This window comes from Streptomyces sp. NPDC046805, from assembly GCF_040645355.1.
GTDB lineage: Bacteria > Actinomycetota > Actinomycetes > Streptomycetales > Streptomycetaceae > Streptomyces.
The window spans coordinates 119,594-138,525 of record NZ_JBEYYC010000003.1; the positions used below are offsets into that span (position 1 = coordinate 119,594).

Here is an 18,932-nt window from a genome sequence, read left to right on the forward strand (position 1 = left end):
GTTGAAGTGATCGACCCTGCGTCCCGTAAGTCCAGTTGCAGGCGCCTGGACGCCCCCGGACTCCGCACACCCCGTGGAGGCAGGCGAACCGGGGGCTCCGCGCCGTTAGTCTGGTGCCGTACGGCGTGAGTTCGGGTGCCGTGGCGCGACGGAAGGGACGGCATGTACGGCTGGATCTGGCGGCATCTGCCGGGCAACGTGTGGGTGAGGGCACTGATCTCACTCGTGCTGGTCATGGCCGTGGTCTACGTCCTCTTCCAGTACGTCTTTCCTTGGGCTGAGCCGCTGCTGCCCTTCAACGATGTGACGGTGGACAACCAGTGAGTGCGCGGATTCTCGTCGTCGACAACTACGACAGCTTCGTCTTCAACCTGGTCCAGTACCTGTACCAGCTGGGCGCCGAGTGCGAGGTGCTGCGCAACGACGAGGTGTCGACGGCACACGCCCAGGACGGCTTCGACGGCGTGCTGCTGTCGCCGGGTCCCGGCACGCCCGAGCAGGCAGGCGTCTGCGTCGAGATGGTGCGCCACTGCGCTGCCACCGGTGTCCCGGTCTTCGGCGTCTGTCTGGGCATGCAGTCGATGCAGGTGGCGTACGGCGGTGTGGTGGACCGTGCACCCGAGCTGCTGCACGGCAAGACCTCGCTGGTCGAACACGAGGGCAAGGGCGTCTTCGCCGGCCTGCCCTCTCCCTTCACGGCGACGAGATACCACTCGCTGGCCGCCGAACCGGCAACGGTTCCGCCCGAGCTGGAGGTCACGGCCCGCACGCACGACGGCATCATCATGGGCCTGCGCCACCGCGAACTCCCCGTCGAAGGCGTGCAGTTCCATCCGGAGTCGGTGCTGACCGAGCACGGCCACCGGATGCTGGCCAACTGGCTGGTGGAGTGCGGAGACCAGGACGCGGTGGCGAGGTCGGCGGGGCTTGCCCCGGTGGTGGGCAGGGCCACGGCGTGACCGCGCTGCGCCCGGAGCGCGAGACCGATGCCTCGTACGGGGATCAGTCGTACGAGGCTTCCGGCGCGCATGGGGAGTGGCACGCGGAGGGCGGCTACCGGGCGGCGTACCAGGAGGGGACGTACGAGGAGCCGCACCAGCCCGCGGCAGATCCGTACCAGTCCTCGACGGAGCAGCCGTACCAGCCCCAGGAAGGGGCGTACCAGCCCACGAAGGATCCGTACCAGCCACCGCGCGACGACGAGACGGTCGCCCTGCGGATCGCCGAACCGGCGCCCGCCACCGGGGAGTTCGCATCATCTTCCGGGGCCTCGTCCGCCGCTTCCGGTACTCGACCCGCGTCGGGTGGCCGAGCGGCGCGCAGAAAGGCCGCCAAGCGGCGCGGCGGCGGGCGGCACAGCGGGGGACGGGAGCGGGAGTCGGCCGCGGAGGAGGCGAAGCCGCAGGCGCCGCTCTCCCGCGTGGAGGCCCGACGCCGGGCGCGGCTGCGCAAGCCGAGCCCGGCCGTCGTCGCGAGCCGTGCGATCGGTGAGGTGTTCATCACCACCGGCGTGCTGATGCTGCTGCTCGTCACCTACCAGTTGTGGTGGACGAACGTCCGGGCACAGGCGCAGGCAGGTGACGAGACGCACAGCCTCCAGAACGACTGGGCGAGCGGGAAACGGGCGCCGGGGGCCTTCCTGCCGGGGCAGGGCTTCGCCATCCTGCACATCCCCAAGCTGGACGTGGTGGTGCCGATCGCCGAGGGCGTCAGCAACAAGCGGGTCCTCGACAAGGGCATGGTCGGTCACTACGGCGAGTCCCCGCTGAAGACGGCGATGCCGGACGCCAAGACGGGCAACTTCGGCCTGGCGGCCCACCGCAACACCCACGGCGAGCCGTTCCGCTACATCAACAGACTCCAGCCCGGCGACGCGGTCGTCGTCGAGACGCAGTCCAAGTACTTCGTGTACAAGGTGACGTCGATGCTGCCGGTGACGCCGCCGAGCAACACGAGTGTGCTGAACCCGATCCCCAGGGGGTCGGGTTTCACCGCACCGGGCCGCTACATCACGCTGACCACCTGCACTCCGGAGTTCACCAGCAAGTACCGGTTGATCGTCTGGGGCAAGATGGTCGAGGAACGTCCGCGCAGCAAGGGCAAGCCGGATGCGCTAGTCGAGTAAAGGCAGATGAACAGTGGCAGCGACCGCGGACGACACCGCAGGGCACAACCATGCGCCGGACACGGCGCCCGCACCGCGACGCCGGGGTACCGGCCGGATCGCCTCGGCGATCAGCGTCTTCGGTGAGCTCCTCATCACAGCGGGCCTGGTGCTCGGCCTGTTCGTCGTCTACTCCCTGTGGTGGACGAACGTCGTCGCCGACCGTACGGCGCACAAACAGGCCGACAAGGTCCGTCACAACTGGGCCGAGGACACCGGCCCCGGCGCGCTGGACACCAAGAACGGCATCGGCTTCCTGCACGTGCCCTCGATGCACAACGGCGACGTCCTGGTCGAGAAGGGCACCTCGACGAACGTCCTGAACGAGGGCGTGGCCGGCTACTACACCGAGCCGATCAAGGCGACGCTCCCCATGTCCGGCAAGGAGGGCAACTTCACCCTCGCCGCCCACCGCGACGGACACGGAGCCAAGTTCCACAACATCGACAAGGTGCGCAAGGGCGATCCGATCGTCTTCGAGACGAAGGACAAGTGGTACGTCTACAAGGTGTACGACATCCTTCCGGTGACCTCGAAGTTCAACGTCAAGGTCGTCGCCCGGGTCCCGAAGGAGTCCGGAAAGAAGAAGCCGGGCCACTTCATCACGCTGACGACGTGCACGCCGGTGTACACGAGCCGCTACCGCTACGTGGTGTGGGGCGAGCTGGTCCGGGTGGACAAGGTGGACAGCGCGCGGACGCCGCCGAAGGAACTGCGCTGACGGGGAACTGCCGGGGAACCGAGCTGACAGGGAACTGTCAGCGAACCGCACTGACCGGGACTCCCGCGACGACGTGAACGAACGAGTGGGCCCCTGCCGGAAAGTCCCGGCAGGGGCCCACTCGTATGTGCGGAACGTCAGCCGTGCTGGCCGCCGAAGAATCCGCCGTTGCCACCGTTGCCGCCGCCACCGCCGCCGCCGACGGTCGTCAGCTGGACCGGCGAGTTGGGGTCGCTCGGGGTGTTGGCCGGCGGGTTCTGCTGGGCGACCAACGCGTTGTCGTCCTGGTTGCCGGCGATCTGGATGTTGTTGAACCCGGCCTGCTTCAGGGTCTGCTTGGCCTGCTTCAGGGGCATCCCGGTGACCTGCGGAACCGGGGTCTGCTGGGCCGCCCCCTGGCCGACGCTGATGTTCACCGTCGAACCCTTGTCGACCTGCGAGTTCGCTGCCGGGTCGGTCTTAACGACCTTGCCGTTCTGGTTCGGGTCGGTGGTGGGCACGTTGACGCAGTTGCCGGCCAGGCCGTTGGCCTGCATCTGGGCCTTGGCTTCGTCACACGTCTTGCCGGTGACATCGGGCACGGTCGACTTCGGCTGGGCCTTGGCGACCGTCAGCGTGACCGTGGAGCCCTTCTCGCGCTCCGTGTCGCCCGTCGGGTCCTGATTGAGGACGACGCCCGGGTTCTGGTCGGAGACCTCGGTCCGCTTCTGGACGTCGAAGCCCTTGGCCTTCAGCTGGGACGCGGCCTTGTCGTAGCTCAGGCCCTCCACGTCCGGCACGGCCACCTTCGGCGCGCCCGTGGAGACCACCAGTTTGATGGTGGACTGCTTCTTGACGGTGGTGCCGGAATTCGGGTTCTGCTTGCAGACCTTGCCCTTGGGCTGGTCCTCGCAGGGCTTGTGGGTAGCGGTCACCTTCAGGTCGACGTTCTTGGCCTGGCTCCTGGCCGTCTGAAGGGTCTGCCCGATGAAGTTCGGCGCTTGGACCGTGTCGTTGCCGATGCCGCCGTTCCCGCTGAACACTCCCTTGCCGATCAGGATCGCCCCGATCAGGACCAGGATGCCGGCGACCACGAGAAGGATCGTCGAGCGGTTGTTCTTCTTCGGCTGGCGGCGGCGGGCGGGGCGGTCGTCGTAGTCGAAGCCGCCGTCGTCCGGGTTCATCGGGGGCAGCATCGTGGTGGCGCCGGCACCCGCGCCCGCGCCGCCGTCCGCGCGCAGCGCGGTGGTCGGCTGGTCGTTCGGGTAGCCGCCGTAGCCGACCGAGCCCATGGCCGCCGTCGCGCCGACCGGCTGGCCGTCGAGGCAGGCCTCGATGTCCTGGCGCATCTCGTCGGCGGACTGGTAGCGGTAGTTCGGGTCCTTGACCAGTGCCTTCAGGACGATGGCGTCCATCTCGGACGTGATCTCGGGGTCGAAGACGCTGGGCGCCTGCGGCTCCTCGCGCACGTGCTGGTAGGCCACGGCCACCGGGGAGTCGCCCACGAAGGGCGGCCGTACCGTCAGCAGCTCGTAGAGCAGGCAGCCGGCCGAGTACAGGTCGGACCGCGCGTCGACCTGCTCGCCCTTGGCCTGCTCCGGCGAGAGGTACTGGGCGGTGCCGATGACGGCCGCGGTCTGCGTCATCGTCATGCCGGCGTCGCCCATGGCGCGGGCGATGCCGAAGTCCATCACCTTGACCTGGCCGTTGCGCGTGAGCATCACGTTGGCCGGCTTGATGTCGCGGTGGACGATGCCGTTGCGGTGGGCGTACTCCAGGCCCTGGAGGATGCCGATCGTCATCTCCATGGACCGCTCGGGCAGCAGCTTGCGGCCGCTGTGAAGAAGCTCACGGAGTGTGGAGCCGTCGACGTACTCCATCACGATGTACGGGATCGAGACCCCGTCGATGTAGTCCTCACCCGTGTCGTAGACCGCGACGATCGCGGGATGGTTGAGCGAGGCGGCCGACTGGGCCTCCCGGCGGAACCGGGCCTGGAAGGACGGGTCGCGCGCGAGATCCGCGCGGAGCGTCTTCACTGCCACTGTGCGGCCGAGGCGAGTGTCATGTGCGAGGTACACCTCGGCCATGCCACCGCGGCCGAGCACATGGCCCAGCTCGTACCGGCCGCCGAGGCGACGCGGCTCTTCCATAGCTACCTACCAGCCCTCTCCGTCGGTCCCGACCGGCACGGGGTGTGCGGTCGGAGGCTGCCGTCCGGGCCTACCGTACCCGGCTCTGTTTGTGTGACCTGGCCAAGCCCGTAACCCGATACCGGACCGGTATCGCAACGTGCACCGATGTGAAGGGGGCGTGAGCAGGGTCACTTCTTGGAGTTGATGACTGCCTCCATCACGCTCTTCGCGATCGGCGCCGCGAGGCCGCCGCCGGAGATGTCGTCACGGTTGGCCTGGTCGTCCTCGACCACCACGGCCACCGCGACCGGCGAGCTGCCGTCGGGGAGCTTGGCGTAGGAGAGGAACCAGGCGTACGGGTTCTTGCTGTTGGCGACGCCGTGCTGGGCGGTACCGGTCTTGCCGCCGACGGTGACGCCGGGGATCTGCGCGTTCTTGCCGGTGCCCTGCTTGACGACCGTCTCCATCATCGACTGCAGAACCTGGGCGTTGTTGGAGGACAGCGGCCGGCTGAGCTCCTGCGGGTCGGTCTGCGCGACGGTGTCGAGGTTCGACGACTGCAGCTTGTCGACCATGTACGGCTTCATCAGCTTGCCGTCGTTGGCCACCGCGGAGGCCACCATGGCCATCTGAAGGGGCGTCGCGGCGGTGTTGAACTGGCCGATCGAGGACAGCGCGGTCTCCGCATGGTTCATGTCACCGGAGAACACCGAGGAGTTGGAGCGGATCGGAGTGAACTGCTCCTTGTCGAAGCCGAACTTCTTCGCCTCGGCGAGCATCTTGTCGTTGCCGAGGTCGGAGCCGATCTTGCCGAAGACGCTGTTGCAGGAGTACTGCAGCGCCACCCGCATCGTCGCGTTCTCACAAGGGATGTTGCCCTCGTTCTTCAGCGGCGTGGTGGTGCCCGGCATGATCCAGGGCAGCGGCGACTGGGTCTTCTCGTCCGCGGAGTGGTACAGCCCGTTCTCGAGCGCGGCCGCCGCCGTGACCACCTTGAAGGTGGAGCCCGGCGGGTAGGTCTCGCGCAGCGCCCGGTTCAGCGTCGGGTCGTTGGGGTCGTACTTCTTCTGCAGCTTCTTCCAGGCCTCGGCGTCCTTGTCGGACGCGCCCGAGAAGGAGGAGGGGTCGTACGACGGGTAGGAGGCCAGCGCCAGGATCTTTCCGGTGGACGGATCGATGGCGACGGCGGCGCCCTTGCCGCGGGCCTTCAGGCCGTCGTACGCGGCCTTCTGCGCGGCCGCGTTCAGGGTGGTGACGACGTTGCCGCCCTGCTTCGGCTTGCCCGTGACCATGTCGAGGGTGTTGCGGAAGAAGAGCCGGTCGTCGGTGCCGGTGAGGATGCCGTCGTCGATGGACTCCAGCTGGTTGGCACCGAAGGCCTGGGAGGCGTATCCGGTGACCGGCGACCACATCGCGCCGTTCTTGTAGGTGCGCTTGTACTTCAGGTCGTTCAGGCCGGTCTTGCTCGTCTCGGTGGACCCGGTGATCGGATTGCCGTCGACGATGATGTCGCCGCGCGGGGTGGAGTAACGGGCGATGGTGACACGGCGGTTGTCGCCGTCCGTCTTGAGGCTGTCGGCCTTGACGTACTGGAGCCAGTTGTCGCGGATGAGCAGCGTGAGGACGAGGAGACCGCAGAAGATCGCGATTCGGCGCAGGGGCTTGTTCACGGGCGGACCACCTGGGTCATCTCGGCGTCAGGGTTCGAGGCGGGGGCCGGCGCCGGTCGGCGCGCGGTGTCGCTGATGCGGATCAGGATGCCGATCAGTGCCCAGTTGGCGATGACGGAGGAGCCGCCGTACGCCAGGAACGGCATCGTCATACCGGTCAGCGGGATCAGGCCCATCACGCCGCCGGCGACGACGAACACCTGCAGGGCGAAGGCGCCGGAGAGGCCGATGGCGAGCAGCTTGCCGAACGGGTCGCGGGCGGCGAGGGAGGTGCGCACGCCGCGTTCCACGATCAGGCCGTAGATCAGCAGGAGGGCCATCAGGCCGGCCAGACCGAGCTCCTCGCCGAAGGTGGCGAGGATGAAGTCGGAGTTGGCGGCGAAGCGGATGAGCTCGGAGTGGCCCTGGCCGAGGCCGGTGCCGAGGGTGCCGCCGGAGCCGAACGCCCACAGGGCCTGCATGGCCTGCTCGGAGTGGCCGGGGACGCCCTGGCGGGAGAGCTGGAACTCCTTCATCGGGTCGAGCCACGACTGGACACGCATCTTCACGTGCGGCTCGAAGCTCGCCACGCCGACGGCGCCGGCCGCGGACATCAGCAGACCGAAGACGATCCAGCTGGTCCGCTCGGTGGCGACGTACAGCATGATGACGAACATTCCGAAGAACAGCAGCGACGTGCCGAGGTCCGTCTCGAAGACCAGGATCAGGATCGAGATCGCCCAGACGACCAGGATCGGGCCGAGGTCGCGGCCGCGCGGCAGGTACAGGCCCATGAAGCGGCGGCTGGCGAGCGCCAGGGCGTCGCGCTTGACCATCAGGTAGCCGGCGAAGAAGACGGCCAGGACGATCTTGGCGAACTCGCCGGGCTGGATGGTGAATCCGCCGACGGAGATCCAGATCTTGGCGCCGTAGACGTTGAGGCCGAGGCCCGGGACCAGCGGAAGCAGCAGCAGAACCAGCGCGCCGACCATCGAGATGTAGGTGTAGCGCTGCAGCGTGCGGTGGTCCTTGAGGAAGATCAGGACCGCCACGAACAGCGCGATGCCCATCGCGGTGTACATCAGCTGGTTGGTCGCCTTGCCGCCGGCCACGTCGATGGACTGCAGCAGCTTGGACTGGTCGAGCCGCCAGATGACGACCAGACCGAGCCCGTTCAGCAGCGTGGCCAGGGGCAGCAGCAACGGGTCCGCGTACGGGGCGAACTTCCGTACGACGAGATGGGCGACGGCGGCCAGGAGGCCGAGGCCCAGGCCGTAGCCCAGCAGGCCCGCGGGCACCGTGTCGTTGATGGCCAGGCCCACGTTGGCGTAGGCGAACACCGGGATGGCGACGGCGAACACCAGCAGCGCGAGCTCGGTGTTGCGGCGGCTCGGCGTGCCGATGGAGCCGATCGTGGACGTGTGGTGCGACGACGTGTTGGTAGTACTGCTCATCGTGTGACGGGGCCTCTCACGGCTTGCCTACTGCTTACCGCACAGCGAGACGACCTTCTGCTCATCCTCCGAGAGGGTGGGGCCGGGGCTGGGGTTGGCGGTCGTGGACGGGGTCGTGGACGGAGACTTCGAAGCGGGCGTCGAGGCCGACGGGTTGGGCGTCGGTGATGCCTTGGACGCGAGGGAGGTACGGGTGGTTCCCGTGGTCCCCCCGGCCTGGCCCTGGCCCGTCTTGGCGCTGCCTCCGCGCTCGGCGGACTGGCGCTGCTGCTCCTTCTGGCAGGCGGAGGCCTGCACGGACAGCTCCTCGATCTTCGACCGGGCGTCGCTCAGGCCGCCCTCCGTGATCGTGGCCTTGACCTGCTTCTGCTGGTACGTCGGCAGGTACTTGAGTTCGATCTCGGGGTGGTCCTTCTCCACGTCCGACAGCGACACCCAGGCCAGGTCCTGGCTGATGCCGCGGTAGAGCGCGACGTGCTCCTCCTTGGCGCCGACGTAGTACTGGGTCTGCGTCCAGCGGTAACCGCTGTACAGACCGCCGCCGACGACGGCGAGGGCGAGGACGCCGAAGAAGGTGCGCTTGAACCACTTGCGGCCCCGGCGCGGCTTGACGAAGTCCTCGTCGGAGTAGTCGCCGAAGCTGCCGTCCGGGTGGTAGCCGTCGCCCTCGCCGCTGCCGGGCGGGCCGAACTCGCCGCCGCCGTGGCCGTGCCGGCCGAGGTGCGAGGCACGGCCGGCGGGCGTCTGCATGATGCCGCCGTCGTGCGCGTGGAGCTGGTTCTCGGCGACCGCGCCGACCACCACGGGGGTGTCGGACAGCTGGCCGGCGAGGGTGTCACCGGTGTCCAGGTCGAGGACGTCGGCGACGATGACGGTGATGTTGTCGGGGCCGCCGCCGCGCAGCGCGAGCTGGATCAGCTCGTGCACGGTCTCCTGGGGGCCCTGGTAGCTGGCGAGCGTCTCCTCCATCGTCTGGTGGGAGACGACGCCGGACAGTCCGTCGGAGCAGATCAGGTAGCGGTCGCCGGCCCGGACCTCGCGGATCGACAGGTCGGGCTCGACATGGTCGCTGCTGCCCAGCGCCCGCATGAGAAGGGAGCGCTGCGGGTGGGTGGTGGCCTCTTCCTCGGTGATACGGCCCTCGTCGACGAGGCGCTGCACCCAGGTGTGGTCCTGCGTGATCTGGCTGAGGACGCCGTCGCGCAGCAGGTACGCGCGCGAGTCGCCGACGTGGACGAGACCGAGCCGCTGCCCGGTCCACAGCAGGGCGGTGAGCGTGGTGCCCATGCCCTCCAGCTGCGGGTCCTCCTCGACCATGGCGCGCAGTTGGTCGTTGGCACGCTGCACGGCGACGCCGAGGGAGGTGAGGATGTCGGAGCCGGGCACGTCGTCGTCAAGCGTGACCAGCGTGGAGATCACCTCGGAGGAGGCGACCTCGCCGGCCGCCTGGCCGCCCATGCCGTCGGCGATGGCCAACAGCCGGGGACCGGCGTAACCGGAGTCCTCGTTGTGCTCCCGGATCATGCCGTCGTGCGATCCGGCGGCGAAGCGCAGTGACAGACTCATGCGCACCTCGCCCGTCGGCTCCGAATGCAGCCGGTCGTGTCGAGCCACACTGCCCACCCTCCGGTCGGGAGCGCGCCGGAGACCGGTGTGCGGTCCACCGTTGCGTGCTCGCTCCGCTCGCTCATATGCGTACTACTTCCGCAGCTCGATGACGGTCTTGCCGATGCGGATCGGCGCTCCCGGCGGGATCGGCGTGGGGGTCGTCAGCCGGGACCGGTCCAGGTACGTGCCATTGGTGGATCCGAGGTCCTCGACGATCCACTGGCCGTCGCGGTCGGGGTAGATCCTGGCATGCCGGCTGGAGGCGTAGTCGTCGTCCAGCACGATCGTGGAGTCGTGCGCGCGGCCCAGGGTGATGGTCTGCCCCTGCAGCGCGACGGTGGTGCCGGTGAGGGTGCCTTCGCTCACCACCAGCTTGGTGGGGGCGTTGCGCCGCTGACGGCCGCCGCCGCCCTGCTGGCTGCGCTGCTGCGGGGGCGCTGCGGCCTGCTGAGGTCGCGCGGCCTCCCTGCGGGAGCCGCGCTGCGACCCGCGCTGGGCGACACGCTGCGTGACACGCGTGCCGAACAGGTCGCTGCGGATGACCTGCACGGCCACGATCACGAACAGCCACAGTACGGCCAGGAAACCCAGCCGCATGACCGTGAGGGTCAGCTCTGACATTGCCCCCGCTTCACCCTTCGGCTTGCCGGTAAATGATGGTGGTGCTGCCCACGACGATCCGCGAGCCGTCGCGGAGCGTAGCGCGGGTGGTGTGCTGCCCGTCCACCACGATGCCGTTGGTGGACCCGAGATCCTGGATCGTCGAGGGCGTTCCGGTCCGGATCTCGCAGTGCCGGCGGGAGACGCCGGGGTCGTCGATCCGCACGTCGGCCTCGGTGCTGCGGCCCAGCACCAGGGTCGCGCGGGAGATCTGGTGGCGGGTGCCGTTGATCTCGATCCAGTGGCGGGTGCGTCCGCCGCTCGCCGCGCCGCCCGCGGACGGGGACGGCTGGCCGGACGCCGGTGGGTAACCGTAACCCCCGGGCCGGGCGCCGGGCGGCGGCGAGGACGGCATCGGGGGCGCCCCGGCGGGCGTGGCCGCCGGGGGGTAGCCGTAGCCGCCGGAGCCGGACTGCGGGGCCTGCTGGCTGCTGGAGGAGGCGAGGGTGCGGCTGCGCACCCGGTACAGGCCGGTGTCCAGGTCGTCGGCCTTCTCCAGGGTGACCTTGATCGTTCCCATGAAGGTGTAGCGCTGCTGCTTGGCGTAGTCGCGCACCATCCCGGCGAGCTCGTCGCTGAGCTGGCCGGCGTAGGGGCTGAGGCGCTCGTGGTCCGGCGTGCTCAGCTCCACGATGAAGTCGTTGGGTACGACGGTCCGGTCGCGGTTCCAGATGGTCGCGTTGTTGTCGCACTCCCGCTGGAGCGCTCCGGCGATCTCGACGGGCTGGACCTCGGACTTGAACACCTTGGCGAAGGTGCCGTTGACCAGACCTTCGAGACGTTGCTCGAACTTCTTCAGGACTCCCATGGGGCACCTCCTCCATCGTTGCCGTACTGCTGTGCCGTGCTGCGTAGCCGTGCCGGTCCGCTCGGTACTTCCTGGTACTGCTTACTGATCGTATCCACGCGTCCGGCATTAAGCCGGTTCCCTGGCGGCTCCCCTTCGAACGCCCGCTGCCAGGATCGTAGAGGCGCGTGAAGACCAGTGTCCCGCACCCGGCGGCGGTCCTGGGCCGCCCCCTGGGGAGATGGCGGTTACCGGTACGAGGTTGATACGTGAACGACACCACTTGGGATACGTGAACGACACCACTTGATACGCAGACCACCACGTACCCGGTCCACACGGTCGCATACGCGGTCGGGTGCGGGGGCCGGTGCGAGAGGAAGGTACGGGCAGGTCAGCGGCAGGTACGTGGCAGGTCCGGACGCCCGCGGGAGCCGGGGTCGGCCGGAATCAAGGGATGTGAACCCACCCTGCCAGGCGTGCTAATGTTCTCGATGTCGGAAGGCGCCGCCCCCAAGGGGAAAGCCTGGAAGACACACCCAATGCGCGGGTGGCGGAATAGGCAGACGCGCTGGATTCAGGTTCCAGTGCCCGCAAGGGCGTGGGGGTTCAACTCCCCCCTCGCGCACAGAGACGAGACGGGTCTCTGCCGTGACGGAAGTCACGGCAGGGGCCCGTCTCGCGTTGTACCCGCGGATGTGAGTCATCGCACGGCCGGGGCCAATGGGCGACGGGGGACCGGCGCGTGAGGTATATCACCGAGCGGCGCGTGTACAGGGGGCGACGGAACGGCAGTTGGCGATGGTCTGAGCGCTGCGGTTTCCACAGGCGCGGAGTTGTCCACAGGGTCTGACGCGCTTCGGTCATCGCCTGTACGGTCGGCACGAGTTGATGTTCGTGCGGGTACGGGTGCGGGGGAGGCGGTCCTGGTGACCGAGGCCGGTGCGGGAGTGGTGGAGACGGCCGCGAGGGCGGCGGCCCGGACATCGGACGCGACGGCGCGCAGGCTGCCTCCGGTGCGCGGGTTCGCCCGGTGGCCGGCTCAGGGGTCGCCCAAGGAGGAGGGCAAGGCGCTGCGGGAGAGCGTCCCGCGCCGCACGCACAGCGCCTTCGACCTGGACGCCTCCCGGCCGGACGCGGTGAGCGCGGTGGAGGAGTCGAACCACGGCCGCATACCCGCGCTCACCCCGATACGGGTGGGCAGGATGGCGGCGACGCCCTTCGCCTTCCTGCGCGGCTCGGCCGGTCTCATGGCGTACGACCTGGCACGCACCCCCATGACCAGGATCGGCACCCAGCTCTGCGGCGACGCGCACGCGGCCAACTTCGGCCTGTACGGCGACGCCCGCGGCGGCCTGGTCATCGACCTGAACGACTTCGACGAGACCGTGCACGGTCCCTGGGAGTGGGACCTCAAGCGCCTTGCCGCCTCGCTGGTGCTGGCCGGCCGGGAGGCGGGGGCCGAAGAGGACGCCTGTCGCGCCGCCGCGCGCGACGCGGTGGGGGCGTACCGGCGCACGATGCGCCTGCTCGCCAAACTGCCGGTGCTGGACGCCTGGAACGCCATCGCGGACGAGGAACTCGTCTCCCACACCGACGCCCACGACCTGCTCGGCACCCTGGAGCGCGTCTCGGAGAAGGCCCGCGCCAACACCAGCGGGCGGTTCGCGGCCAAGTCGACCGAGATCGCCGAAGACGGCGGCCGCCGCTTCGTTGACGCCCGGCCGGTGCTGCGCCGCGTCCCGGATGCGGAGGCGGCGGCGGTCGCGACGTCCCTGGAGCAGTACGTCACGACCCTGTCCGAGGACCGCCTCCCGCTGCTCGCCCGGCACGCAGTGCACGACGTGGCGTTCCGCGTGGTCGGCACCGGCAGCGTGGGCACGCGGTCCTATGTCGTGCTGCTCCTGGACCATCGCGGCGAGCCCCTGGTCCTCCAGGTCAAGGAGGCCCGCCCCTCGGCGCTGCTCCCGCACCTGTCGACGGCCGGTTTCGACGCCCCGCCCGTCGATCACGAGGGCCGGCGCGTGGTCCTGGGCCAGAAGCGCATGCAGGTGGTCAGCGACATCCTGCTGGGGTGGACGACGGTCGACGGCCGCCCCTTCCAGGTACGGCAGTTCCGCAACCGCAAGGGCAGCGTCGACCCCGCCGCCCTCGCCGCCGACCAGGTCGACGACTACGGCCGGATGACCGGCGCCCTGCTGGCCCGCGCCCACTCCCACAGCGCCGACCCGCGTCTGATCGCCGGGTACTGCGGCAAGAACGAGGAACTGGACGAGGCGATAGCCGCGTTCGCGGTCACCTACGCCGACTGCACGGAGGCGGACCACGCCGAACTGGTGGCGGCGGTGCGGTCGGGCCGGATCGCGGCGGAGATGGGCGTGTGACGGCCCAGGTGGGACGGCCCACGCGGGCCGGCGGATGGCACGGTGAGGACGGACGGGCCGTGCGGAGACTGTGCGGAGGCCGGGAACCCGTACGAACGGGCCGGGCCGGCCGACGCGGCCGTGGCCTACGCTGGGCGGGTGACGACCCCCGAAGCTGAGCAGGCCCAGGCGCCCCGGCCCGAGGAGCGGCTGGAGCGGGCCGTGCGGGCCGCCGAGCAGGCGCTGATCGAGTACGAGATCGCGGTGGAGACCTTCCGCGTCGAGGTGGAGAACTTCTCGCGGCTGCACGAGCAGAAGCTCGGCCCGATGTACGCCCGGCTCGAGGAGCTTGAGGCGCAGATCGCCGAGGCCCGTGCCGCGCGCAGCGGAGATCCCGAGGACATTCGCGCCGCTCAGGAGGCGCGCGCCCGGGTCATGCCGATCCCCGGCGTGGAGGAACTGCTCCACGGCTGGATGGACGGCTACGGCCTGTTCCCGGAGGCCACCGCGATGCTCACGGACCAGCCGGTGCGGCCCCCGCAGCGCGTGCGCCCGAGCGAGGAGGCGCGCAGGCTCTACCGCGAGCTGGCCCGCAAGGCGCACCCCGACCTGGCCCAGCAGGAGAACGAGCGGCAGCGGCGCGAGGACTTCATCACCCGCGTCAACGCCGCCTACGCCCGGGGCGATGCGGCGGAGCTGCGGGAGCTGGCCGAGGAGTGGGCCGCGGGCCCGGTGCTCGCCGAGCGGCCCCCGAGCCACAGCGAGGAGCTCTACGCCCGCCTCGAGTGGCTGTCCCAGCGCAAGGAACTCCTCAACATGGTCGCCCGGGAACTGGAGGAGAGCGCGATCGCATCGATGATCCGCATGGCCCCCGACGACCCCGACAGCCTCCTGGACGAGATCGCCGAGCGGCTCCGGGCCGATGTGCTCGGGCGCGAGACGGAACTGGCAGAACTGCTGGGCCACGGCTAGCCGGAGGCCGGCTGCGGGCCGGTCGTGGCACCGGCCGGGGGCGGTTTCGGTGGTGGCCTCCGGCCCGCGGTCGGGTAGCGTCGGACTCATGAGTTTCGGAGCTGGTGTGCCCACGGTCGAGGTCGCGGACCTCAAGGACGGCGACTTCCTGCTGGACGTCCGCGAGGACGACGAGTGGCAGGCCGGTCACGCCGCGCAGGCGCTGCACATCCCCATCAGTGACTTCGTGGCCCGGTACGGCGAGCTGACCGAGGCCGCCCCGCAGGATGCCCGGGTGCATGTGATCTGCCGCTCCGGCGGCCGCTCGGCCCAGGTCACGATGTACCTGGTCCAGCAGGGCATCGACGCCGTGAACGTCGACGGCGGCATGCAGGTCTGGCAGGCCGCGGGCCGCCCCGTCGTCACCGACGAGGGACAGCCGGGCCACGTCCTCTGATCCCGCGGTGAGCCCGGCAAGGCCCGCAGGACGCGCGACGAGGCCGCAGTGAGCCTGCGGCCTCGCAGGGCCGGAGCGTTGGTGTGTCCACCGCCGCGCCGATGAAGGCGGCGTCAGCGGTCGAAGTCCAGCTCCACCTTTTCGGTCACCGGATGCGACTGGCAGGCCAGTACGTATCCCGCCTCGGTCTCCTCCGCCTCCAGCGCGAAGTTGCGGTCCATGCGCACCTCGCCCGAGACCAGGAAGGCCCGGCACGTCCCGCACACGCCGCCCTTGCAGGCGTAGGGCGCGTCGGGCCGGTTGCGCAGGACCGTCTCCAGCAGCGACTCCCCGTCCTGGACGGGCCAGGTCCCGCCGCGGCCGTCGAGCCGGGCGGTCACGGTGCTGTGCGCGGGGGCCGTGGTGGCCGTCGCCGGAACCGCTCCGGCGTCCACGTGGAAGATCTCCTCGTGGATCCGGGACCGGTCCACGCCGAGGCCCCGCAGCGCCCGTTCCGCGCCCTGCACCAGCCCGAACGGGCCGCACAGGAACCATCCCGCCACACCGTCCACCGGCAGCAGCGCGGGCAGCAGCTCCGTCAGCCGCTCCCGGTCCAGCCGCCCGGACGGCAGGCCTGCCTGCTGCTCCTCCCGGGAGAGCACGGTCACCAGCTGAAGCCGCTCGGGGTAGCGGTCCTTCAGATCGGCGACCTCCTCCAGGAACATCGTCGAGGCGGCCGTACGGTCGCTGCGTATCAGGCAGAACCGGGCCTCGGGTTCGCGCGCCAGCAGGGTCGAGACGATCGACAGCACCGGGGTGATGCCGCTGCCGCCGACGATCGCCGCGTACACCCCGGGTGCGGGGTCGAGGGTGAAGCGCCCGGCGGGAGTCATCACCTCCACCTCGTCGCCGACGCCGACCTCCTTCAGCGCGTACGTCGAGAAGGCGCCGCCCTCGACGAGGCGCACGCCGACCCGCAGGGTGCGCGGGCCGTCGTCGCCGGGCGCGGGCGCCGGTGAGCAGATCGAGTAAGTCCGCCGTATCTCCGTGCCGTTCGCCCCGTCGGCCTTGCGTCGCAGGGCGAGGTGCTGGCCGGGTGCGTGCCGGTACTCCTCGCGCAGCTCCGGGGGGACGGCGAAGGTGAGGGCGACGGAGTCGTCGGTGAGCCGGTCGACCGCGGCCACGGGGAGCGGGTGGAAGCGGGCCATCACAACTCCTTGAAGTGGTCGAAGGGTTCGCGGCAGGCGAGGCAGCGTCGCAGCGCCTTGCACGCGGTGGAGGAGAACCGGCTGAGCATTTCGGTGTCGGCCGAGCCGCAGTGCGGGCAGCGGACCGGGTCGGGTGCGCCGGTGAGCGTCCGCGTCGCGCCCAGCGCGAGTGGAACCGGTCCGGAATCCCGCTGAGTGCGCGGGGGAGCGATGCCGAACTCCCGCAACTTGCGCCGCCCTTCGTCCGTGATGTCGTCGGTCGACCAGGCGGGCGTGAGCACCGTGCGCACGGTCACCTCGCGCATGCCGTGCTCGCGCAGCACCCGCTCTATGTCCAGGGACATCGCCTCGACGGCCGGGCAGCCGGTGTAGGTCGGGGTCAGCTCGACCTCGACCGCGTCCGTGCCCCGCACGTGCACCGCGCGCAGCACACCGAGCTCCTCCAGCGTGAGCACGGGCAGTTCGGGGTCGGGCACCGAACCGGCCAGCTCCAGGAGCTCCGCCTCCAGCGGCGTGATCGTCGTCACCATGACGCCCCCGGGTGGCTGCGGTGCAGATGCTGCATCTCGGCGAGCATCCGGCCGAACGGCTCGGTGTGCAGCCCCTGTCGGCCGGCGCCCGCCGACCAGGCCCCGGTCCGCGGCCCCTCGGGAACCGTCAGCGTGGCCCGCACCAGCACGTCCCCGACCGACTCCAGCCAGGCCGCCTCCAGGGCCGCCCAGTCGATGTCCAGGCCCTCCACCGGCTGGAACATCTCGCCGGTGAAGCGCCACAGATCCGCGCAGGCCGACGCCATCCGGTCGTGGCTGACGTCCGTGCCGTCGCCGAGCCGCAGCGTCCACTGCTCGGCGTGGTCGCGGTGGTAGGCCACTTCCTTGACGGCCTTCGCGGCGAGCGGGGCGAACGGGCCGTCTTCTGCCGCCAGTTCCGTGTACAGCAGCTGCTGATAGGTGGAGAAGTACAGCTGGCGGGCGATCGTGTGCGCGAAGTCGCCGTTGGGCTGCTCGACCAGCTGGAGGTTGCGGAAGGCCCGCTCCTCGCGCAGGTAGGCCAGCTCGTCCTCGTCGCCCACCATCGACAGCAGCACCCGGGCCTGGCCGAGCAGGTCCAGCGCGATGTTGGCGAGCGCGACCTCCTCCTCCAGGACGGGGGCGTGGCCCGCCCACTCCCCCAGCCGGTGGGAGAGCACCAGGGCGTCGTCGCCGAGGGCGAGCGCGGCGGCGGTGGTGGTGGGAACGGCCGCGGTCACAGGTGCTTCACCCCCTCCGGGATGTCGTAGAAGGTCGGGTGGCGGTAGGGCTTGTCGGCGGCCGGCTCGAAGAAGGGGTCCTTCTCGTCGGGCGACGACGCGGTGATCGAGGACGCGGGGACGACCCAGATCGAGACGCCCTCGCCGCGCCGGGTGTACAGGTCGCGGGCGTTGCGCAGGGCGAGCTCCGCGTCCGGGGCGTGCAGGCTGCCGGCGTGGGTGTGGGAGAGGCCGCGTCGGGAGCGCACGAAGACCTCCCACAGGGGCCAGTCGGTGTTCGTCATGCCTGCGCGCCTCCTTCGCCACCGGAGCCTGTCCCGGCGGTGCCTGTCCCGGCGGTGCCTGTCCCGCTGGTGTGCTTGGCCGCGTACGCCGCGGCCGCTTCCCGAACCCATGCGCCCTCGTCGTGTGCCCGGCGGCGCTGGGTGATGCGCTGTTCGTTGCACGGGCCGCTGCCCTTGAGGACCTCCCAGAACTCCGTCCAGTCGATCGCGCCGAAGTCGTAGTGCCCGCGCTCCTCGTTCCAGCGCAGGTCCGGGTCGGGGAGGGAGAGGCCGAGGGACTCCGCCTGGGGGACGCAGATGTCCACGAAGCGCTGGCGCAGCTCGTCGTTCGAGTGGCGCTTGATCTTCCAGGCCATCGACTGCGCCGAGTGCTGGGAGGCGTCGTCGGGCGGGCCGAACATCATCAGGGACGGCCACCACCAGCGGTTCACCGCGTCCTGCGCCATGGCGTGCTGCTCCGGCGTGCCGCGGCTCAGGGCCAGCAGCAGCTCGTACCCCTGGCGCTGGTGGAAGGACTCCTCCTTGCAGATGCGGACCATCGCGCGCGCGTACGGCCCGTAGGAGCAGCGGCACAGGGGCACCTGGTTGGTGATCGCGGCGCCGTCCACGAGCCAGCCGATCGCGCCGACGTCCGCCCAGGTCAGCGTGGGGTAGTTGAAGATCGAGGAGTACTTCTGGCGGCCGCTGTGCAGCTTGTCGAGCAGCTCGTCGCGGCCGGTGCCGAGGGTTTCGGCGGCGCTGTACAGATAGAGGCCGTGGCCCGCCTCGTCCTGGACCTTGGCCATGAGGATGGCCTTGCGGCGCAGCGAGGGCGCGCGCGTGATCCAGTTCGCCTCCGGCTGCATGCCGATGATCTCGGAGTGGGCGTGCTGGGCGATCTGCCGGACCAGCGTCGCGCGATAGGAGTCGGGCATCCAGTCGCGGGGCTCGATGCGCTCGTCCGCGGCCACGGCGGCGTCGAAGGCGGTCTCGTACGCCGCAATGACGGCGGTGTCCTGGGCGTCGTACGCCTCCGTGCCGACCGTGCGGTGCGCGGCTGCTGTGGCCATCCGGTCCCCCTGACCTCGGGCTCTGTCGGGACACGGAGCCGACCGATCGTTCGGTCCGTGCGATTCAATGGTGGGTGAGCCGCCGTGAGGTGTCAACCGCTGTGGACAACCGTCGCGGCAGCCTGTGGACAACGGGCGCGCCTCGCGCTTCCCCCCCCGGGGCTGCGCCCGTCGGGCGGGGCTGAGTACCGTTCCGTGGGAGCGCCGAGACACGGTGCTCGCCGGCCATGCAGGC

18 protein-coding genes and 1 tRNA gene are annotated in these 18,932 nt (G+C 70.2%); 8 read left to right on the top strand and 11 right to left on the bottom strand.

Annotated features, from left to right (window positions below):
* Positions 1-162: 162 nt before the first annotated feature.
* The 4 genes from ABZ910_RS05060 to ABZ910_RS05075 are packed head-to-tail and all read left to right on the top strand — an operon-like array spanning position 163 to position 2,885.
* Positions 163-324: a hypothetical protein gene (locus ABZ910_RS05060; protein ID WP_361359400.1), complete on the top strand. Its 162-nt coding sequence runs from the start codon at positions 163-165 to the stop codon at positions 322-324.
* Positions 321-959: an aminodeoxychorismate/anthranilate synthase component II gene (locus ABZ910_RS05065; RefSeq protein WP_361359402.1), complete on the top strand. Its 639-nt coding sequence runs from the start codon at positions 321-323 to the stop codon at positions 957-959. Before ABZ910_RS05060 ends, ABZ910_RS05065 begins: the two co-directional genes overlap by 4 nt.
* Positions 956-2,125, top strand: coding sequence for a class E sortase (locus ABZ910_RS05070; RefSeq protein WP_361359405.1), 1,170 nt, complete (start codon positions 956-958; stop codon positions 2,123-2,125). The genes ABZ910_RS05065 and ABZ910_RS05070 overlap by 4 nt, the downstream gene beginning before the upstream one ends.
* A 13-nt stretch (positions 2,126-2,138) precedes the next feature.
* Positions 2,139-2,885, top strand: a complete 747-nt coding sequence (locus ABZ910_RS05075; protein WP_361359408.1) for a class E sortase — start codon at positions 2,139-2,141, stop codon at positions 2,883-2,885.
* A 137-nt stretch (positions 2,886-3,022) separates the two neighbouring features.
* Here ABZ910_RS05075 and pknB read toward each other — a convergent pair whose 3' ends face one another.
* The 6 genes from pknB to ABZ910_RS05105 form a co-directional block, all read right to left on the bottom strand.
* A complete protein-coding gene (pknB, locus tag ABZ910_RS05080) occupies positions 3,023-5,017 on the bottom strand; it encodes a Stk1 family PASTA domain-containing Ser/Thr kinase (RefSeq protein ID WP_361359411.1) in 1,995 nt (664 codons plus the stop codon).
* A gap of 170 nt (positions 5,018-5,187) precedes the next feature.
* Positions 5,188-6,669: a penicillin-binding protein 2 gene (locus ABZ910_RS05085; protein WP_361359414.1), complete on the bottom strand. Its 1,482-nt coding sequence runs from the start codon at positions 6,667-6,669 to the stop codon at positions 5,188-5,190.
* Positions 6,666-8,102 carry an FtsW/RodA/SpoVE family cell cycle protein gene (locus tag ABZ910_RS05090; RefSeq protein ID WP_361359417.1) on the bottom strand — a complete coding sequence of 479 codons (1,437 nt, stop codon included), beginning with the start codon at positions 8,100-8,102 and terminating at the stop codon, positions 6,666-6,668. The genes ABZ910_RS05085 and ABZ910_RS05090 overlap by 4 nt, the downstream gene beginning before the upstream one ends.
* A gap of 27 nt (positions 8,103-8,129) precedes the next feature.
* Positions 8,130-9,668 (bottom strand): Stp1/IreP family PP2C-type Ser/Thr phosphatase, encoded by a 1,539-nt coding sequence (locus tag ABZ910_RS05095; protein ID WP_361359419.1) that lies wholly within the window; start codon positions 9,666-9,668, stop codon positions 8,130-8,132.
* Positions 9,669-9,800: 132 nt separating this feature from the next.
* A complete protein-coding gene (locus tag ABZ910_RS05100; RefSeq protein WP_361359422.1) occupies positions 9,801-10,331 on the bottom strand; it encodes an FHA domain-containing protein in 531 nt (176 codons plus the stop codon).
* 10 nt (positions 10,332-10,341) lie between these two features.
* Positions 10,342-11,178, bottom strand: coding sequence for a DUF3662 and FHA domain-containing protein (locus ABZ910_RS05105; protein ID WP_361359425.1), 837 nt, complete (start codon positions 11,176-11,178; stop codon positions 10,342-10,344).
* A 523-nt stretch (positions 11,179-11,701) separates the two neighbouring features.
* Between ABZ910_RS05105 and ABZ910_RS05110 the strand changes: the two genes are divergently transcribed.
* From ABZ910_RS05110 to ABZ910_RS05125, 4 genes are all read left to right on the top strand, one after another.
* Positions 11,702-11,785 (top strand) — tRNA-Leu (locus ABZ910_RS05110).
* Between the two features lie 322 nt (positions 11,786-12,107).
* Positions 12,108-13,541, top strand: a complete 1,434-nt coding sequence (locus ABZ910_RS05115) for a DUF2252 domain-containing protein (RefSeq protein WP_361359948.1) — start codon at positions 12,108-12,110, stop codon at positions 13,539-13,541.
* 138 nt (positions 13,542-13,679) lie between these two features.
* A complete protein-coding gene (locus ABZ910_RS05120) occupies positions 13,680-14,492 on the top strand; it encodes a hypothetical protein (protein WP_361359428.1) in 813 nt (270 codons plus the stop codon).
* A gap of 106 nt (positions 14,493-14,598) precedes the next feature.
* Positions 14,599-14,928, top strand: coding sequence for a rhodanese-like domain-containing protein (locus ABZ910_RS05125; RefSeq protein ID WP_361359951.1), 330 nt, complete (start codon positions 14,599-14,601; stop codon positions 14,926-14,928).
* A gap of 113 nt (positions 14,929-15,041) precedes the next feature.
* Here the strand turns inward: ABZ910_RS05125 and ABZ910_RS05130 are convergent, their stop codons facing one another.
* Genes ABZ910_RS05130 through paaA form a run of 5 tightly spaced genes read right to left on the bottom strand, consistent with a single transcriptional unit; the run spans position 15,042 to position 18,697 of the window.
* Positions 15,042-16,115: a 2Fe-2S iron-sulfur cluster-binding protein gene (locus tag ABZ910_RS05130; protein WP_361359431.1), complete on the bottom strand. Its 1,074-nt coding sequence runs from the start codon at positions 16,113-16,115 to the stop codon at positions 15,042-15,044.
* The gene (gene paaD / locus ABZ910_RS05135) at positions 16,115-16,645 is read right to left on the bottom strand and encodes a 1,2-phenylacetyl-CoA epoxidase subunit PaaD (RefSeq protein WP_361359434.1); all 531 of its coding nucleotides are present in this window, start codon (positions 16,643-16,645) and stop codon (positions 16,115-16,117) included. The genes ABZ910_RS05130 and paaD overlap by 1 nt, the downstream gene beginning before the upstream one ends.
* Entirely contained in the window at positions 16,639-17,364 is a 726-nt protein-coding gene (paaC, locus tag ABZ910_RS05140) for a 1,2-phenylacetyl-CoA epoxidase subunit PaaC (protein WP_361359437.1), read from the bottom strand. Before paaC ends, paaD begins: the two co-directional genes overlap by 7 nt.
* Complete coding sequence (paaB, locus tag ABZ910_RS05145; protein WP_361359440.1) at positions 17,361-17,648, bottom strand: 1,2-phenylacetyl-CoA epoxidase subunit PaaB; 288 nt, start codon at positions 17,646-17,648, stop codon at positions 17,361-17,363. Before paaB ends, paaC begins: the two co-directional genes overlap by 4 nt.
* Positions 17,645-18,697, bottom strand: coding sequence for a 1,2-phenylacetyl-CoA epoxidase subunit PaaA (paaA, locus tag ABZ910_RS05150; protein WP_361359443.1), 1,053 nt, complete (start codon positions 18,695-18,697; stop codon positions 17,645-17,647). The genes paaB and paaA overlap by 4 nt, the downstream gene beginning before the upstream one ends.
* Positions 18,698-18,932 lie beyond the last annotated feature (235 nt).

Excerpts from the sequence above, each read along its gene's own strand:
- paaA (WP_361359443.1), bottom strand. The coding sequence starts at position 18,697 with ATGGCCACAGCAGCCGCGCACCGCACGGTCGGCACGGAGGCGTACGAC.
- pknB (WP_361359411.1), bottom strand. The coding sequence starts at position 5,017 with ATGGAAGAGCCGCGTCGCCTCGGCGGCCGGTACGAGCTGGGCCATGTG.
- paaB (WP_361359440.1), bottom strand. The coding sequence starts at position 17,648 with ATGACGAACACCGACTGGCCCCTGTGGGAGGTCTTCGTGCGCTCCCGA.
- ABZ910_RS05100 (WP_361359422.1), bottom strand. The coding sequence starts at position 10,331 with ATGTCAGAGCTGACCCTCACGGTCATGCGGCTGGGTTTCCTGGCCGTA.
- ABZ910_RS05095 (WP_361359419.1), bottom strand. The coding sequence starts at position 9,668 with ATGAGTCTGTCACTGCGCTTCGCCGCCGGATCGCACGACGGCATGATC.
- ABZ910_RS05090 (WP_361359417.1), bottom strand. The coding sequence starts at position 8,102 with ATGAGCAGTACTACCAACACGTCGTCGCACCACACGTCCACGATCGGC.
- ABZ910_RS05130 (WP_361359431.1), bottom strand. The coding sequence starts at position 16,115 with ATGGCCCGCTTCCACCCGCTCCCCGTGGCCGCGGTCGACCGGCTCACC.
- ABZ910_RS05060 (WP_361359400.1), top strand. The coding sequence starts at position 163 with ATGTACGGCTGGATCTGGCGGCATCTGCCGGGCAACGTGTGGGTGAGG.
- ABZ910_RS05105 (WP_361359425.1), bottom strand. The coding sequence starts at position 11,178 with ATGGGAGTCCTGAAGAAGTTCGAGCAACGTCTCGAAGGTCTGGTCAAC.
- paaD (WP_361359434.1), bottom strand. The coding sequence starts at position 16,645 with ATGGTGACGACGATCACGCCGCTGGAGGCGGAGCTCCTGGAGCTGGCC.